18 protein-coding genes are annotated in these 16275 nt (G+C 72.9%); 8 read left to right on the forward strand and 10 right to left on the reverse strand.

The annotated features are described in order from the left end of the window. Positions 1-16 precede the first annotated feature (16 nt). The 3 genes from dapE (at position 17) to ACPEH0_RS01320 (ending at position 2541) form a co-directional block, all read left to right on the forward strand. A complete protein-coding gene (gene dapE, locus ACPEH0_RS01310) occupies positions 17-1093 on the forward strand; it encodes a succinyl-diaminopimelate desuccinylase (RefSeq protein ID WP_366213222.1) in 1077 nt (358 codons plus the stop codon). Then, complete coding sequence (locus ACPEH0_RS01315) at positions 1075-2274, forward strand: hypothetical protein (RefSeq protein ID WP_366213221.1); 1200 nt, start codon at positions 1075-1077, stop codon at positions 2272-2274. Before dapE ends, ACPEH0_RS01315 begins: the two co-directional genes overlap by 19 nt. 93 nt (positions 2275-2367) lie before the next feature. Next, complete coding sequence (locus tag ACPEH0_RS01320) at positions 2368-2541, forward strand: DUF3117 domain-containing protein (RefSeq protein ID WP_064506455.1); 174 nt, start codon at positions 2368-2370, stop codon at positions 2539-2541. 69 nt (positions 2542-2610) lie between these two features. On the opposite strand, the gene ACPEH0_RS01325 is transcribed toward ACPEH0_RS01320, so the two are convergent. Continuing rightward, a complete protein-coding gene (locus ACPEH0_RS01325) occupies positions 2611-3249 on the reverse strand; it encodes an O-methyltransferase (RefSeq protein ID WP_366213220.1) in 639 nt (212 codons plus the stop codon). A 75-nt stretch (positions 3250-3324) separates the two neighbouring features. On the opposite strand from ACPEH0_RS01325, the gene ACPEH0_RS01330 reads away from it, so the two are divergent. Beyond that, the gene (locus ACPEH0_RS01330; protein ID WP_366213219.1) at positions 3325-3711 is read left to right on the forward strand and encodes a Sec-independent protein translocase TatB; all 387 of its coding nucleotides are present in this window, start codon (positions 3325-3327) and stop codon (positions 3709-3711) included. Positions 3712-3731: 20 nt separating this feature from the next. Here ACPEH0_RS01330 and ACPEH0_RS01335 read toward each other — a convergent pair whose 3' ends face one another. Genes ACPEH0_RS01335 through ACPEH0_RS01345 form a run of 3 tightly spaced genes read right to left on the reverse strand, consistent with a single transcriptional unit; the run spans position 3732 to position 6657 of the window. Beyond that, on the reverse strand, positions 3732-4868 hold the full coding sequence (locus tag ACPEH0_RS01335; protein WP_366213218.1) for an Mrp/NBP35 family ATP-binding protein: 1137 nt from the start codon (positions 4866-4868) through the stop codon (positions 3732-3734). Next, positions 4865-5395, reverse strand: coding sequence for a DUF1003 domain-containing protein (locus ACPEH0_RS01340; RefSeq protein ID WP_217530247.1), 531 nt, complete (start codon positions 5393-5395; stop codon positions 4865-4867). Before ACPEH0_RS01340 ends, ACPEH0_RS01335 begins: the two co-directional genes overlap by 4 nt. Further along, positions 5395-6657, reverse strand: a complete 1263-nt coding sequence (locus tag ACPEH0_RS01345; RefSeq protein ID WP_217530245.1) for a magnesium transporter MgtE N-terminal domain-containing protein — start codon at positions 6655-6657, stop codon at positions 5395-5397. Before ACPEH0_RS01345 ends, ACPEH0_RS01340 begins: the two co-directional genes overlap by 1 nt. Positions 6658-6729: 72 nt before the next feature. On the opposite strand from ACPEH0_RS01345, the gene ACPEH0_RS01350 reads away from it, so the two are divergent. Then, complete coding sequence (locus ACPEH0_RS01350; RefSeq protein WP_366213217.1) at positions 6730-7461, forward strand: general stress protein; 732 nt, start codon at positions 6730-6732, stop codon at positions 7459-7461. Beyond that, on the forward strand, positions 7458-8129 hold the full coding sequence (locus ACPEH0_RS01355) for an alpha/beta family hydrolase (RefSeq protein ID WP_366213215.1): 672 nt from the start codon (positions 7458-7460) through the stop codon (positions 8127-8129). The genes ACPEH0_RS01350 and ACPEH0_RS01355 overlap by 4 nt, the downstream gene beginning before the upstream one ends. Here the strand turns inward: ACPEH0_RS01355 and ACPEH0_RS01360 are convergent. Genes ACPEH0_RS01360 through ACPEH0_RS01370 form a run of 3 tightly spaced genes read right to left on the reverse strand, consistent with a single transcriptional unit; the run spans position 8111 to position 12360 of the window. Next, the gene (locus ACPEH0_RS01360) at positions 8111-9886 is read right to left on the reverse strand and encodes a gamma-glutamyltransferase family protein (RefSeq protein WP_366213213.1); all 1776 of its coding nucleotides are present in this window, start codon (positions 9884-9886) and stop codon (positions 8111-8113) included. The genes ACPEH0_RS01355 and ACPEH0_RS01360 overlap by 19 nt on opposite strands. 10 nt (positions 9887-9896) lie before the next feature. Further along, positions 9897-11315, reverse strand: a complete 1419-nt coding sequence (locus ACPEH0_RS01365; protein ID WP_366213211.1) for an aminopeptidase P family protein — start codon at positions 11313-11315, stop codon at positions 9897-9899. A 31-nt stretch (positions 11316-11346) separates the two neighbouring features. Beyond that, on the reverse strand, positions 11347-12360 hold the full coding sequence (locus ACPEH0_RS01370; RefSeq protein ID WP_253036184.1) for an endonuclease/exonuclease/phosphatase family protein: 1014 nt from the start codon (positions 12358-12360) through the stop codon (positions 11347-11349). 56 nt (positions 12361-12416) lie between these two features. On the opposite strand from ACPEH0_RS01370, the gene ACPEH0_RS01375 reads away from it, so the two are divergent. Further along, the gene (locus tag ACPEH0_RS01375; RefSeq protein ID WP_217530225.1) at positions 12417-13292 is read left to right on the forward strand and encodes a PHP domain-containing protein; all 876 of its coding nucleotides are present in this window, start codon (positions 12417-12419) and stop codon (positions 13290-13292) included. A 14-nt stretch (positions 13293-13306) separates the two neighbouring features. Here ACPEH0_RS01375 and ACPEH0_RS01380 read toward each other — a convergent pair whose 3' ends face one another. Continuing rightward, the gene (locus ACPEH0_RS01380; RefSeq protein WP_366213208.1) at positions 13307-14827 is read right to left on the reverse strand and encodes a DEAD/DEAH box helicase; all 1521 of its coding nucleotides are present in this window, start codon (positions 14825-14827) and stop codon (positions 13307-13309) included. Between the two features lie 144 nt (positions 14828-14971). On the opposite strand from ACPEH0_RS01380, the gene ACPEH0_RS01385 reads away from it, so the two are divergent. After that, positions 14972-15706: a ferritin-like fold-containing protein gene (locus ACPEH0_RS01385; RefSeq protein WP_064001823.1), complete on the forward strand. Its 735-nt coding sequence runs from the start codon at positions 14972-14974 to the stop codon at positions 15704-15706. 42 nt (positions 15707-15748) lie between these two features. On the opposite strand, the gene ACPEH0_RS01390 is transcribed toward ACPEH0_RS01385, so the two are convergent. Continuing rightward, positions 15749-16039, reverse strand: a complete 291-nt coding sequence (locus tag ACPEH0_RS01390; protein ID WP_366213207.1) for a hypothetical protein — start codon at positions 16037-16039, stop codon at positions 15749-15751. Position 16040: 1 nt separating this feature from the next. Continuing rightward, positions 16041-16262: a DUF3107 domain-containing protein gene (locus ACPEH0_RS01395; protein WP_064001825.1), complete on the reverse strand. Its 222-nt coding sequence runs from the start codon at positions 16260-16262 to the stop codon at positions 16041-16043. Positions 16263-16275: the final 13 nt, after the last annotated feature.

Genomic DNA, 16275 nt, shown 5'->3' on the forward strand with positions numbered 1-16275 from the left:
CGTTAGACTCGACGTCATGCCCCGGCTCGACCTCCGCTCCACCGCTGTCGACCTGACACGGACCATCTGCGACATCCCGAGCGTGTCGGACGACGAGACCGTCCTCGCGGATGCGATCTTCGAGGCCGTCTCGGAGCTGCCGCACCTCGAGGTCCACCGCGACGGCGACACGATCGTCGCGCGGACCCGCCTCGGGCGCGCGCAGCGTGTCGCGATCGCCGGGCACATCGACACGGTCCCCATCAACGGCAACGTCCCGACCCGCGACACCGAGGTCGACGGCGAGCCGTACCTCTGGGGCCGCGGCACCGTCGACATGAAGGCCGGTGTCGCCGTCCAGCTGAAACTGGCCGCCGAGCTCACCGATCCCCGTGTCGACATCACCTGGATGTGGTACGACCACGAGGAGGTCGCCGCCGACCTCAACGGGTTGAACCGGCTCGCGGCATCCCGTCCCGACCTCTTCGCGGCCGACTTCGCGATCCTCGGCGAACCCTCCGACGGGCAGGTGGAGGGCGGCTGCAACGGCACCCTCCGCGCGGTCGTGCGCACCTCCGGCGTGCGCGCGCACAGCGCTCGTGCGTGGGTCGGCGAGAACGCGATCCACAAGGCCGCTCCGATCCTCGCTCGGCTCGCCGAGTACCGGCCGCGGGAGATCGAGGTCGACGGACTGCTCTACCGTGAGGGCCTCAACGCCGTCGCGATCCGCGGCGGCATCGCCGGCAACGTCATCCCCGACGCCTGCGAGGTCGACGTCAACTTCCGCTTCGCTCCGAGCCGGGATGCCGCCGCCGCCGAGGCGCACGTGCGCGACGTCCTGGCGGGATTCGAGGTCGAGATCGTGGACCTGTCCGAAGGGGCCCGGCCAGGGCTCGACGCGCCGCTCGCGCGGGAGTTCGTCGCGGCGGTCGGCGCGGTGCCGAAGCCGAAGTACGGCTGGACCGACGTCGCGCGGTTCTCGGCGATGGGCGTTCCCGCGGTCAACTACGGCCCGGGCGATCCGCACCTGGCCCATCACGACGAGGAGCGCGTACCGATCGCGCAGATCGAGGACGTCGAGCGGGGCCTGCGGGCATGGCTGAGCGGCGACTGAGGTCCGCAGCCTCCGTCGCCGGCACCGTCGCCGCCGTCTACCTCTCGGCACGCCTCGTCACGACCCTGTTCTTCTGGGCCGCGGCGAGCCTCTCCGGACCCACCTCGCGCTTCGGCGCGGACGCCACCATCCCGTCGCTCGCGATGGGATGGGACGCCCAGTGGTACTGGGTGATCGCCGATCGCGGCTACCCGTCCGAGCTCCCGGTGAACGACACCGGGCAGGTGACCGAGAACGCGTGGGCGTTCATGCCGCTGTTCCCCGTGCTCGCCCGGACGCTGGGCGCCGTCCCCGGAGGCTACCCGGCGGGAGCGGTGGTGCTGGCGCTCGTGGCGGGGTACGCGGCATCCGTGGTGCTCTTCGTGCTGCTGCGCGGACGCCTCGGCGAGACGGCGTCGCTCTGGGCGGTGGTGCTCTTCGCCAATGGTCCGCTCGCCGCCCTGTTCCAGATGGGGTACGCCGAGTCGCTCCTGCTGGTCTGGCTGTTCCTCGCGCTGTGGGCGCTCCAGCGCCGGCGGTTCGGCTGGATCTATCCGCTCGTCGTCCTGATGGGCTTCACCCGGCCGGGGGTGCTCGCGTTCGCGCTGCTGCTGGGCCTCTATGGGATCCATCGGTGGATGCGGCGGCGCGTCGATCCGCTGCCGACCCCGCACATCGTCCACATCATCGCCCTGGGCGCCCTCGCGACGATCGTGGGATTCGCCTGGCAGGTCATCGCCGGTGTCGCGACGGGGGATCCCTCCGCGTACCTCGAGACCGAGCTCGCCTGGCGGCGCAGCTGGGTCGGCTCCGAGGAGCAGTTCGTCCCCTTCGCCGGTTTCGTGCAGGCATCCTCGCTCTGGTTCGGCATCTGGGGGCTGCCGCCGATGCTCGGACCGATCGCCCTCGCCGTCCTGGTCGTGGGGGCCGCCGCGCTCCTCGTGCGGGCACCCCAGGTGCGCCGTCTCGGGCCCGAGATCCGGCTGTGGGGCGCGAGTTACCTCGTCTACCTGCTCGCGGTGTTCTTCCCGCAGTCGAGCGTGTTCCGGCTGCTGCTGCCCCTCACGCCCGTGGCCGCCGCCGTGGCGGTCCCGCCCTCACGATGGTGGCGGATCGGGATGCTGGTGCTGTGCCTCGGCGGGCAGTGGCTGTGGATCCACGAGATGCTCGCGCTCGGCGACACGTTCTACCGGATTCCGTGACGATAAGCGTCCGCTGACAGGCCCGCGCGCCGAAGGCGATCAGCCCATTGGGTAGACTAATGGGGAAGGCCGAAGACGAAAGGGAGCCCCACAATGGCAGCCATGAAGCCGCGCACCGGAGACGGACCTATGGAGGCCGTCAAGGAAGGCCGCCTCATCATCGTGCGTGTTCCACTCGAGGGGGGCGGTCGACTGGTCGTCTCGGTGAACGACGACGAGGCGAAGGAACTCCACAGTGTTCTCAGCGGGGTCGTCGGCGCCGCCTGACCCCGACTCGATGCGAAAGGCCGGTCCCCGTGGGGACCGGCCTTTCGGCGTATGCGGCGTGCGCCGGGATCAGTTCGCGTCGGCGACGGTCGTCAGCTGCAGGAGTCCCTCGCCGGCGATCGAGAGGGCCCCGAGGACCGCCGGGGAGGCCTGGGTCTCCTGGATCAGCGAGCGATACGCCGTCTCGAGAGGGCCGCGACGGACCGGGTCGGCGACGGCGCCGCCGGCCAGGACCCGCGGGACGAGCACCGTTCCGCCCGCCCGGGCGAGCCGGAGGCCGTGCTCGACGTACTCGATGACGCCGTCCGGGTCCGCATCGATGAGGACGATGTCGTAGGAGGCCTCGTTCATCCGCGGTAGGACGTCGGCGGCGCGGCCCGTGATGAAGCGCGCGCGGGCGGCGGGGACGCGGGCGTCGGTGAACGCCTTCCGCGCCACGGCGAGGTGCTCGGGCTCCTTGTCGATCGTCGTGAGTGTCGCCCGGGGGGACCCGTGCAGCAGCCACAACCCCGAGACGCCGCCGCCGGTGCCGACCTCGACGATGTTCAGCGCGCGGCTCGCCGCGGCGATCACCGCGCACTGCGCGCCCACCTCGGGACTGATCGGATTCGCGCCGATCTCGAGGGCGTGCGCTCGCGCCCGGGCGATGGCATCGGGTTCGACCGTCGCCTCGGCAGCGAACCTGCGGACCGCCTCGTGATCTCCCATGTGGTGAACCTCCTCCGCCCAGCCTAGGCGGGCCCGCATGCCGAAACCCTCAGGCGCACGGGTAACCTGGGAAGCATGTCGAACGGGCTCGATCTGGAGAAGATCCTCCTCATCGCGCTCATCGCCGCACTCCTGCTGGGGCCCGAGCGCCTGCCCGGTTACGCGGCCTCCCTCGCACGTCTGACGCGCCGCATCCGCGACTGGCTGGACGGCGCGCGGACCCGTGTCAAGGAGGAGATGGGGGACGACTTCGACGAGATCGAGTGGCGCAAGCTCGATCCGCGGCAGTACGACCCCCGGCGCATCATCCGCGAGGCGCTCATCGACGATGCGCCCGTGAAGCCCGTCGCCGCCGGGGCGGCGGCGATGACCGCGGTCGCGGCGCCTCCGGCACCCGAGGTCACGACGGCGGTCGATGCGGTCGATGCGGGCGTCGTCCCGTTCGACTCCGAAGCCACCTGACCGGCGGCATCCGTCTCTCCTCAGGCGGGGGAGACGGGGAGGGCGCGACCGGCGAGCGAGGAGCGCGTCGAGACGAGGGCGTCGGCGACCGCCGAGATCGCACGCGCCGCGGGATCACCGGGATCGGCGAGGACGACCGGTTCGCCCTCGTCGCCGCCGCGGCGGAGGGCAGGGCTCAGCGGGACCGAGCCGAGGAGCGGCACCGCGGCGTCGTCGGTCGTGAGTGCGGCGGCGACCGCCGCCCCGCCGCCGGTGCCGAACACGTCGACGAGGGTGCCGTCGGGAAGGGCGAAGGCCGCCATGTTCTCGATGACGCCGACGATCCGCTGGCCCGTCTGACGGGCCACGACGCCGCTGCGGACGGCGACGTCGGCCGCGGCCGCCTGCGGCGTCGTCACCACGAGGACCTCGGCGTGCGGAAGGAGCTGACCCACCGAGATCGCGACGTCCCCGGTCCCCGGGGGCATGTCGATGAGGAGCACGTCGAGGTCGCCGAAGTGCACGTCGGTGAGGAACTGCTGCACGGTGCGGTGCAGCATCGGCCCGCGCCAGGCGACGGCGGGGGAGGAGCCCTCCGGGAGGAACATCCCGATCGAGATCGTCTTCACGCCGTGGGCGACCGGCGGCAGCATGAGGTCGTCGAGGCGGGTCGGCTGCGGCGGGCGGCCGTCCTCGCCGACGAGGCCGAGGAGCCCCGGGATCGAGAAGCCGTGCACATCCGCGTCGATCAGCCCGACGGCCAACCCTCGCGTCGCCAGGGCGACGGCGAGGTTCGCCGTGAGGGTGGACTTGCCCACACCGCCCTTGCCGCTCGTGACAGCGATGACACGGGTCAGCGCGTCGGCGGTGAACGGCATGCGACGCGCGCCGCGGATCCGCTCGACGAGGGCCGAGCGCTCCGCCGCCGTCATGACGCCCACGTCGACGCGGACGTCGACGACGCCCGGGACGGATGCCGCGGCATCCCGCACGTCCCGCTCGATGCGGTCCGCGGCGGGGCATCCGACGATCGTCAGGGCGATGCCGACGTGCGCGGTCCCCTCGTCGAGGGCGATCTCCCGGACCATGTCGAGCTCGCCGATCGGGCGCCGCAGTTCCGGGTCGACGACGGCGGACACGGCACGGCGGACGTCGTCGGCCGTCGCGGGGGTGCTCACGAGGAGCGGGCGTCGTCGCCCGGCCGGTCGCGCTCGTCGAGACGCTCGATGAGGGCCTTGAGCTCCTGGCGGAGCACGTCGCGGCTGATCATCTCGTCCTGCATGTCGGTGAGCGCCATCCGCAGGGCCACGACCTCGCGGGCGAGGTATTCGGTGTCGGCGAGGTTCCGCTCGGCCCGCTGTCGGTCCTGCTCGATCTGCACGCGGTCCCGGTCGTCCTGGCGGTTCTGCGCGAGGAGGATGAGGGGAGCGGCGTACGAGGCCTGAAGCGACAGCATGAGCGTCAGGGCGGTGAACCCGAGCGCCGCGTCGTCGAAGCGCAGTCCCTCGGGCGCGGCGGTGTTCCAGACGATCCAGGCGACGCAGAAGAGCGTCAGAATGAGCAGGAACGCGGGGGTCCCCATCGCGCGGGCGATCCACTCCGTGAACCGGCCGAAGCGGTCGCGGGAGGGCTGCGGGGTGCGGCTGAGCACGCTCGTGCGCCGCCCGCGGGGCGCCTCGAACCCGGACTTCGGCGCGCGTGCCATCATCGCCGCACCTCCGGACCCTGTCGCGGCGCGTCCTGCGATCGCCAGTCGTCGGGCAGCAGGTAGTCGATCACGTCGTCGACCGTGACCGTGCCGACGAGGTGGCGGGCCTGATCGACGACGGGCAGCGAGACGAGGTTGTAGCTCGCGAGGAGACGGGCGACCTCGGCGGCGCTGGCCGAGACGGTGACGGGCTCGACGGTGTCGTCGATGATGGCGCCCAGCCGCTCGTGCGGCGGGTAGCGCAGCATCCGCTGGAAGTGCACGACACCCAGCAGACGCCCCGTCGGGGTCTCGTAAGGCGGCAGGGTCACGAAGACGGCGGCCGCGAGGGCGGGGTGCAGCTCGTGCCGGCGGATGAGGGCGAGCGCCTCGGCGACGGTTGCGTCGGCGGACAGCACGATCGGCTCGCTGGTCATGAGACCGCCCGCGGTGTCGGGGCCGTGCTCGAGGAGGGCGCGGACGTCCTCGGCCTCCTCGGGCTCCATGAGGTCGAGCAGCTGTCCGGCGCGGGCATCCGACAGCTGACCCAGCACGTCGGCCGCGTCGTCCGGTTCCATCGCGTCGAGGATGTCGGCGGCGCGCTCGTCGCCGAGGGCTTCGAGGATGTGCACCTGCTCGTCCTCGGGCATCTCCTCGAGGGCGTCGGCGAGACGGTCGTCGGGGAGCTCCTCCGCCACCTCGAGCAGGCGCTCCTCGGGGAGGTCGAGGAGCGTGTTGGCGAGGTCGGCGGGTTTGAGCTCGGAGTACGAGGCGACCAGGAGCTCGGCGGACTGCGTCTGTCCCGCGACCTGCTCGTCGCGCACGTCGTTCCACTGCGCGAAGGTCGTCGGCCCCTTGGCGAACGGCGACGCGCTGGTCTTGGGGCGGCGCAGGAACAACTGCCCCACCTGCCAGTCGCCCAGGCGGTCGCGCTCGATGGCGACATCCTCGATCACGGCGGAGCCCGACCCGTCGGTGAGGTGCACGTTGCGGCCGATGAGCTCCGTCATGACACGCACCTCGCCGCCGCGCTGCTCGAAGCGGCGGACGTTGATGAGGCCGGTCGTGATGACCTGGCCGCTGGCGATCGAGGTGACCCGTCCGATGGACAGGAACACGTTGCGCCTGCCGGGGATCTCGACCACGAGCCCGACCACTCTCGGGGGGTCGTCCTTGCGGTAGATCACGACCACATCGCGGACCTTCCCCAGCCGGTCGCCCGCGGGGTCGAAGACGGCGCACCCGGTCAGGCGCGCGACGAAGACCCGTTGCGTACTCACCCGACCAGCGTAGTCGGCGGATCCCTCGCGCTCCCTGCGCCCACGCAAAGGCTCGCGTGGGAGACTGAGGCCATGAGCATGATGGGTGGGGCCCCGAAGGAACACGGTGCGACGGTCGCGGAGTACTCGTCGTACGAGGCGGCGCAGAAGTCGGTGTCGACCCTCATCGGCGCGGACGTCCCGGCGCAGGACATCGCCATCGTCGGACGCGGGCTGCGCTCGGTCGAGCGCGTCACCGGTCGGTTGGGATACGCGACCGCGGCGCGGTCCGGCGCGATCAACGGCGTCCTGCTCGGCCTGCTGTTCGCCGCGATCTTCGTGCTCGGCAGCCCCGGCGTCGCGCTGCAGCTGTTCGTCGGTGTGATGCTCGTGGGCATCGCGCTCGGCATGCTCATGAGCATCATCAGCTACTCGATCCTGCGCCGTCGTCGCGACTTCACCTCGGTGACCCAGGTCATCGCCGACCACTACGACGTGACGGTGCTGCCTCGCAGCTTCGGCCGCGCCAAAGAACTGCTCGGCGCCGCGGCGGCCCCGACCGCCCCGCCGGTACCGCCGACCGACATGACGGCGCCCCCGCGCTACGGCGAGCGTGTCGACCCGGCCGCTCCCGTCCCCGGGGCGGGGGAGCGCGTCGACCCCGCCCCGGCACCCGCGCCGGGCGAACACGTGGACCCGGCCGAGCCGCCCCGGTACGGCGAGCGCGTCGACCCGGCGCCCCTCCCGCCCGTGACGCCGCCGCCGACCGCGCCGCAGCAGGGCGGCGCACCGGCGCAGCCTGCCGCTCCCGACGCGCCGCGATGATCCCGGTCACCCTGCCCGCGGGCGGGGTCGAAGTGGCCGTGGTGATCGACGCCGCCCCCGAGCCTACGGCGATCGTCGCGCTCGCCCACGGCGCGGGCGCGGGGCACGAGCACCCGTTCCTCGCCGGCGCGGCGCACGCCTGGTCCGCCGCCGGGTTCACGACCGTGCGGTTCGACTTCCCCTACCGTCAGGCGGGACGACGGATGCCGGGGCCCGCCGCGCACGCGATCGAGACGTGGGCCGCCGTCGAGGAGTTCTGTCGTCGCCTGACCCCCGGCATCCCGTTCGTGGCGGCGGGCAAGTCCTACGGCGGGCGGATGGCGTCGATGGCCGCGGCGGAGGGTCGGATCGCCTCCGACGCGCTCGTGTACCTCGGCTATCCGCTGCACCCGCCGGGGAAGCCCGAGAACGCCCGCACGGCGCACCTGCCGGCCGTCGCCGCGCCCCAGCTGTTCCTGTCGGGGACGAAGGACCCGTTCCTGCAGCCGCTCGCCGACCTGGAGGCGGCGGTCGCCGCGTGCCGGGACGCGGACATCCTCTGGTTCGAGGGTGCCCGGCACTCGTTCGAGGTCGCCGGCCGCGCTCTGCCGGCGGACGAGGTGGGTGCGGCGACCGCGTCTGCCGCGCTCCCGTGGCTGCGCGAGCGGGTTCAGCGCCCCGCGGCGTAACCCTGCACACCGCGGGGGTTCGCCGCCGCCCACAGGATGCCGGTGGCCCGGTCGACCCCGACGGCCGAGAGCCGTCCGAGCGACCAGTCGCCCGCGCGCGTGACCCGATGGCCCCGGTCGGCGAGGCCGCCGAGGACCTCGTCGCCGAGACGGTCCTCCGCGACGACTCCCGTCGGATCCCACGTGCGCGGCCAGAACGAGTCGACCATGCCCGTCGAGTGGAGGGTGGGGGCGTCGATCGCCTGCTGCGCGGTGTACCCGCCGACGAACATGCGCAGGAGCATCGGCAGCTGCCACTGGTCCTGCTGGTCACCGCCGGGCGTCCCCATCGCGATGCGGGTGTCGCCGTCGTGCACGAGGGTCGGCGACAGCGTCGTGCGCGGCCGCGTGCCGGGCCGGAGCGCCGCGGGCGAGTCCTCGTCGAGCCACGTCATCTGCAGGCGTGTCCCGAGGCAGAAGCCGAGCGAGGGGATGACGGGGGACGACTGCAGCCACCCGCCCGACGGCGTGACGGCGACGACGTTGCCCCAGCGGTCCGCGACGTCGATGTGGCAGGTGTCCCCGCGGGTCGCTCCCGAACGGGCGACGGTCGGTTCGCCCGTGCCCGCGGCGGCGGCGCCGTCGCGTCGGAGCGGCGGGCGCCACGGGTCCCGAGCCGCCAGGCGCGCGGGGCGCCACTGCGACGAGGCCCGATCACCGAGGTCGGCCCGACGAGCGGTGACGACGTCGTCCGCGAGGAGGGCCGCGGCATCCGCTCCGTCGCCGAGGTGGGCGTCGCGGTCGGCGAGGACGAGCTTGAGCGTCTCGACGACGGTGTGCGCGCCCGCCGTGGTCGCGGGATCGAGGCGGTCGTCGGGGAGCGGGTCGAGGATCCGGAGCGCCTCGAGGAGTGCGGGGCCCTGCGTCCACGCCCCCGCCTTGAACACCGTGCGACCGCGGAACGGGATGGAGAGGGGCTCCTCGTACCCCGCCGGCGGGTCGACGAGGTCCGCGCGGGTGAGCACCGCGGCGCGGTCGGTGCCGCTGGAGTGCCGGTGTGGGCGGGCGAGCTCGTCGCACGCGTCGCCGAGGATCCGGCGCCACTCGGTGCGTGCCGCGTCGATCGCCGCAATCCGGTCGTCGCCCGAGCCCGCCTCGACGAGGCGTCGGAGAACCGCGGCGTACGCCGGGTTGCGATGCAGGGCGCCGGCGGCGGCGGGGGCGCCGCCGGGCATCCACAGGTCGGCGGAGGCCGGCCAGTGCTCCCGGAACAGGTCGGCGACCCGACCGATGGTCGCCGACACCGCGGGGAGAAGCGGATGGCCGTCCTCGGCGTACCCAATCGCGAACGACAGGACGTCGGCCAGCGGCCACGTGCCGTGGTCCCGGAGCAGCAGCAGCCACGCGTCGACGGCGGCGGGCACGGCCGCGGCGAGTCCGCCCGCGCCCGGCACGAGGTCGAGGCCCTCGGCGCGGAAGTGCGCGATCGTCGCGCCGGCGGGCGCCGCGCCCTGGCCCATGAGGACCGTGGGGGTCGCGGCATCCGCCGGTTGGAAGAGACCGACGAGGTCGCCGCCGGGACCGTTCAGGTGCGGCTCCACGATGTGCAGCACGAACCCGCCTGCGCACGCGGCGTCGAACGCGTTCCCGCCGCGCTCGAGCACCGCCATGGTCGTCGCCGTCGCCGTGGCGTGCGTCGACGCGGCCATGCCGAACGTCCCTGTCAGCTGCGGGCGGGTCGTGAACGACGGCGGCGGGGTGTACCCGACGGCGGACATCGAGGCGTCCTCAGGAGCGGGCGCGGGCGATCCAGGCCTCGATCTCGTCCGCGGTGCGCGGGATGTCCGCCGACAGGTTCACCGGGCCGTTCTCGGTCATGAGGATGTCGTCCTCGATCCGCACCCCGATGCCCCGGTACTCCTCGGGGACCGTGAGGTCGTCGATCTGGAAGTAGAGCCCGGGCTCGATCGTGAAGACCATGCCGGGCTCGAGCTCGCCGTCGTAGTACATCTCCCGCCGCGCCTGCGCGCAGTCGTGCACATCGATGCCCAGGTGGTGGCTCGTGCCATGCACCATGTACCGGCGGTGCTGCCCGCCCTTGTCGGCGTGGAGCGCCTCCTCGGCGGTCACGGGGAGCAGGCCCCACTCGGCCGTGCGAGCGGCGATGACGGCCATCGCCGCCTCGTGGACGGCGCGGAACTTCACCCCGGGGCGTGCCGCGGCGAAGGCCGCATCCGCCGCCTCGAGGACGGCGTCGTAGATCCGGCGCTGCACGGCGGAGAACGTCCCCGAGACCGGCAGGGTGCGGGTGATGTCGGCCGTGTAGAGGCTGTCGACCTCGACGCCCGCGTCGATCAGCACGAGGTCGCCGGGGACGACCGCGCCGTCGTTGCGGGTCCAGTGCAGGTAGCAGGCGTGCGGACCCGAAGCGGCGATCGTGTCGTACCCCTCGCCGTTGCCGTCGGTGCGCGCGCGGAGGTGGAAGACGCCCTCGATGGCACGCTCGCCGCGGGGCGTGTCGATGATGCGGGGGAGCTCGGCGACGATGTCGTCGAACCCCCGGCCGGTCGCCTCGACCGCGAGGCGCATCTGGGCGATCTCGTACGGGTCCTTCACGAGGCGCAGCTCGGACACGAACCGGGTGAGCTCGTCGTCGACCTCGACCGTGCGGTCCTCCGCCGTGCTCTGGAAGGCATCGATGTGCGCTGTGCGGATGCCGAGGTCCGCCGCGACCGCGTCGAGCGCGGGGCGCGGGCCGATCCAGAACTCGCCGATCGCGGCGTCGGCGTAGAACTCGGTCGTCGTCCGATCGGCGCGCTCGCGCAGGTACAGCGTGACGTCGTGGCCGTCGCCGGTCGGTTCGAACACGAGCACCGAGTCGGGGACGGCGTCGGCGCCCCACCCCGTCAGGTGCGAGAACGCGGAGTGCGCGCGGAAGGGGTAGTCGGTGTCGTTCGAGCGCTGCTTGTACGAGCCTGCGGGGACGACCAGGCGCAAGCCCGGGAACGCGGCGGAGACCGCCGCGCGGCGCGCTGCGGCGTACGGTGCCTCGGCGCGCTGCTCGGGCAGCGACGCGGGACGCTCGGCCCAGCCCGTCGAGATGGAGTCGAGGAAGCCGGCGGGAAAGGGCTGCTTGCGATTGGTGGTCGCTGCGGCCGCGGTCTCGGTGGTCTCCGGTGCGATGGTGTCGCGATCGTCGGTGGTCATCCTCCCAGTCTCCCACCGACCGCGCGGGACGTCAGCCCGCCCGCTCCACCTGCACGATGACCGGACGGTGATCGCCGCCCGAACCGTCGAGCGAGGTGACGACCACCGACCCGGTCGGCCGCCAGGCATCCGTCGTCATCACGTGGTCGATCGGCGCGCCGACCAGCGCCGGCCACGCGGTGTCCCACGTCCCCACGGCGCCGTTGCCCGTCGCCGTCGCCGCGTCGCGGCAGCGGCCCATCGTGCCGCCGTCGGTCCCGAGCCGGCTCATGTGGTCGACCGTCGCGTTGAAGTCGCCGGCCATGATGACGTCGTCGCTGGCGCACTGGTCGGCGAGCCAGCGCAGGTCGCTGCGCCAGTGGTCCATGTCGCCCTGGCGAGGGGCGACGGCGTGGACGGCGACGACGATCGGACCGTCGCCGTCGACGGGCATCGCGACGACGCTGGGGACGACCGAGGTGTTGGTGGTGCCGGATGCGTCGGACTCGACGACGGCGTAGTCGCCGAGGTCGGGGGAGATGAGCAGGGTCGTGTAGGTCGCGTCCCACCCCTGGTAGTTCTCCTCGTGCACCCACATGGGGTTGCCGCGCTCGCGCATCGCGATCGCGATCGCCTCGCCGGTGTCGTCGTTCGTCTCGGGGAGTGCGACGATGTCGACGTCCATCGCGATGGCGGTCGTGACGATCGCATCGACGTCGGTGGCGGGACCCGCGGTGTTCCACGTCATGACGCGGATGCTGTCCGCCGTCTTCTCGGGCAGGCCCGTCGTCCCGACGCCGCGGACGACGAGGATGCCGACGTTCGCCCCGCTCGCGAGGAGGCCGATCATCGCGAGTCCGGCGCCGAATCCGCGGGTGCGGCGCCCGAGGCAGATCAGCAGGCCGACGAGCGCGAGAACCGCGAAGCCGACGGCGAGCACCGGGCGCAGCGACACGAGCTGTGCGATCGGGAAGGTCTGCTCGAGGCGGAAGAACTGCGGCCAGGTCAGGACGGCGGCGACGATGGCGGTGGCGATCGTGAAGAGGATCCCCGTCAGTCGCAGCACACCACGAGATTAGGCGGGGAGGCTGGGGAGTTTCTGCGCGCGGTACGCTCGTGTCCATGTCCGCAGGGTCCTCCGCTCCGTCCGGCCCGTTCGGACCCGGCGACCTGCACCTGCACTCGGATCACTCCGACGGCACCGAGCCGCCCGCGGCGGTCATGGCCGCGGCGCACCGCCACGGGATCCGCACCGCCGCGCTGACGGACCACGACACGACATCGGGATGGGCGGAGGCCGCCGACGCGGCCGTGTCGCTCGGCATGTCGTTCCTGCCGGGCATGGAGCTCTCGGCGCGGCACGAATGGCGGAGCGTGCACGTCCTGGCCTACCTCATCGACCCGGACGACGCGGGCCTGCGCGCCCTGACCGACCGCATCCGGCGTTCCCGGCTCTCCCGTGCGCGCACGATGGCCGAACGGATCGGCCGCGACTACGACCTCACGTGGGAGGACATCGAGGCGCAGACCGCCGAGGGGGCGACGGTGGGCAGGCCCCACATCGCCGACGCCCTGGTGGCCCGCGGCCACGTCCGCGACCGCGGCGAGGCGTTCAGCGGCATCCTGTCCCCTCGGAGCGACTACTACGTCGCCCTGTACGCGCCCGACCCGGTTGCGGCGGTGGCGGCCGTCGCCGGCGCCGGGGGAGTGCCGGTGATCGCGCACCCGGCGGGCCGCGCCGGCCTCCTGCCCGACCGGCTCGTTCGGGACATGCTCGACGCGGGCCTCGCGGGCTTCGAGCTCGGCCATCGCGAGAACGTCGAACCCGCGCTCGGGGAACTGCGGCGCCTCGTCGCCGCGCACGACCTCATCGCGACCGGCTCGAGCGACTACCACGGCCGGGGGAAGCCGAACGTGCCGGGGGAGAACACGACGTCCGAGGACGCGATCGCGAGGATCGTCGCCCTCGGGTCGGGCAGCTCGCTCGTCACGCCGTAGCGCGACGAGCGGAATCAGGCCCCCGCGACGGGCGCGCCTGCGCCCGATCCGCCCCGACGGCGGCGCCGCCGGCGCGCCGGTGCGGGCTTGCCGTCGTGGTGCTCCTTGCCGGCGCCGTCGTGCGTGCCGGCACCGTCGACTGCGCGGTCCGCGCTGTCGGCGGACGCCGAGGACGAGTCGGATGCCGCGGCATCCGCCCCTTCGGTGAAGGTGGAGCCGACCTTCGCCTCGCCGCTGCCGGAACGCCGGCGGCGGCGACGACGGGTGCCCGCTTCGCCGGACGCGTCGGCGGCGGCGTCCGCCGCGCGGGTGGGAGCGGCGCTCGACCGTGCGGGGGCCGCCTTGGGCGCCGCGGTGATGCGGCCCTTCGTGCCGGCCGGGATGTCGAGGTCCTCGAACAGGTGCGGGCTCGACGAGTACGTCTCCTGCGGCTCGGGCTGGCCGAAGTCGAGCGCGCGGTTGATGAGGGCCCACTTGTGCAGGTCGTCCCAGTCGACGAAGGTCACCGCGATGCCGGTCTTGCCGGCGCGGCCGGTGCGGCCGGCGCGGTGCAGGTAGGTCTGCTCGTCGTCGGGGATCGTGTGGTTGATGACGTGGGTGACGTCGTCAACGTCGATGCCGCGGGCGGCGACGTCGGTGGCGATGAGGACGTCCCGCTTGCCGGCCTTGAACGCGGCCATCGAGCGCTCGCGCGCCTCCTGGCTCATGTCGCCGTGGACCGCCCCGGCGCTGAAGCCGCGGTCGTTCAGTTCGTCGACGAGGCGCTGCGCAGCGCGCTTGGTGCGCGTGAAGATGACGGTCTTGCCGCGGCCCTCGGCCTGCAGGATGCGGGCGATGACCTCGTCCTTGTCGAGCGAGTGCGCGCGGTACACGAGGTGTTTGATGTTGGCCTGCGTGAGGCCCTCGTCGGGGTCGCTCGCGCGGATGTGGATCGGGTTCGACATGAACCGGCGCGCGAGGGCGACGATCGGCCCGGGCATCGTCGCCGAGTAGAGCATGGTGTGGCGGACGGGCGCGACCTTCTGGAAGATCTTCTCGATGTCGGGGAGGAAGCCGAGGTCGAGCATCTTGTCGGCCTCGTCGAGGACGACCTCGGTCGCGTTCGAGAGGTCGAGGAGTCGCTGGTTGTTGAGGTCGATGAGGCGACCGGGGGTGCCGACGACGATCTGCGCGCCGGCCTTGAGCTGATCGATCTGACCCTCGTAGGCCTTGCCGCCGTAAATGGCGACGACGCTGGTGGCGCGGCCGGAGGTCAGCATGTCCATGTCCTCGTAGACCTGGACGGCCAGCTCGCGCGTCGGGACGACGATGAGGGCCTTGACGCCGGGCTCGGGGTTCAGGCCGAGTCGCTGGACGACGGGGATGCCGAAGCCGAAGGTCTTGCCGGTGCCGGTCTTGGCCTGGCCGATGATGTCCTGGCCGGGGAGGCCGAGCGGGATCGTCTGCTCCTGGATGGGGAACGTGTCGACGATGCCCTTGGCGGCGAGGGTGTCGACGATGTCCTGGTCGACGCCGAGCTCTGCGAACGTGGTCATGCTTTCCGTGCCTGTCTGGCGGTGAGATGCCGCCGTGATGAGGGGTCCACGCCCTTCACTCAGCCCCAGGCGCGGGGTCCCGATCCGACGCCGGGACCCCACCACCCTACCGGAGGGGGCCGCCGCGCCCCGTAGGCTGGTGCCGTGGTGAGGTGGTTCTGGCAGCGACGGCGGCCCCCCGGGCGCACCCTGCGGCTGCGTTCGCGCGACGAGGCGAGCGACGTCCGGCGCGTCGATTTCGAGCAGCTCGCTCCCGACCTCGCCACCTATCTCGGTCAGGCGGCCTACCTGCAGCTCGGCTACGTCGAGACCCTCAGCTCGCTCATCGAGCGCAGCCCCGAGCTCGGGCACAAGGAGTCGCTCTCCCGCGCGGCCGGCGCCGCGCTGTTCAAGCACCAGGCACTCGTCGCCCTCATCCGGGACCGCGGCGACGACCCGCTCGAGCTGATGCTGCCGTTCCGCGAGCCCCTCGACGCCTTCCGCCGGGCCACCCACGGCGCGCGGCCCCTCGAGACGATGCTGTCGGTCCACCTGACGGCGGGCCTGCTCGACGACTTCTATCTGTCCCTGTCCGGCAGCTACGGCGAGACCGGACGCCGTGCGGCCGCGATCCTCCGAGCGGATGCCGACCGCGCCCCGCTCGTGGGCATCATCACCGACGCGATCTCGGACGACGACGAACTGCGCTCCCTGCTGAGCCTGTGGGGGAGGCGCCTCGTCGGCGACACCCTCCTGGTCGCGCGCGGCGCGCTGCGGTCGAGCACGACCGAGCGCCCGGGAGCGCTCGACGTCGACGACGAGAAGCAGGTTGAGCCGGTGTTCACCCAGCTGCTGGGGGCCCACTCGCGCCGGATGACGAGCATCGGCCTCGACGCCTGAGACCGGCGGCGAGCCGCGGAGGGCGGCGGGTGTGCGCCGGGATCAGGCGATGCCGAGCTCGTGACGGGTCCGGGCGTCCCGCGCCGCCCGCGTGCGGGCGAGGAGCACGAGGACCGCCGCGGTGAGCAGGATCGGCACGAGGATGCTGGCGAGCCAGATCCACGCCGCATCCGGCCCGAGACCCGCCCAGGTGAGTGCGGCCCACGTCGCGGTGCCGAGGGCGGCGCCGAGCAGCGGCCCGATCGCGACGCCGCGGAGCGCGCGCTGCGGCAGGGCGAAGTGGACGGCCGTCCCCGCGATCGCCCCGAAGACCAGCGCAAGGACGACGAGCATGTCAGGCGACGAAGCCCACGCGACGCGACTGGTCGGTCCCGACCTCGACGAACGCGATGCCGGCCGTGGGGATGACGTAGGTGGCGCCCTTGGAATCGGTGAGGGTCACGTAGGTCGCGCCGCTGTCGAGAGCGGCGGTGACGGTCTGCTTCACGGCGTCGGCCGTCTCGTTCGAGTCGAAGCCGAGCTCGCGCGAGTTCGCGATGCCGATGCGGATCTCCACGGTGATGCCTGCC

The organism is Microbacterium sp. NPDC079356 (assembly GCF_049545465.1).
Lineage (GTDB): Bacteria > Actinomycetota > Actinomycetes > Actinomycetales > Microbacteriaceae > Microbacterium > Microbacterium gawkjiense.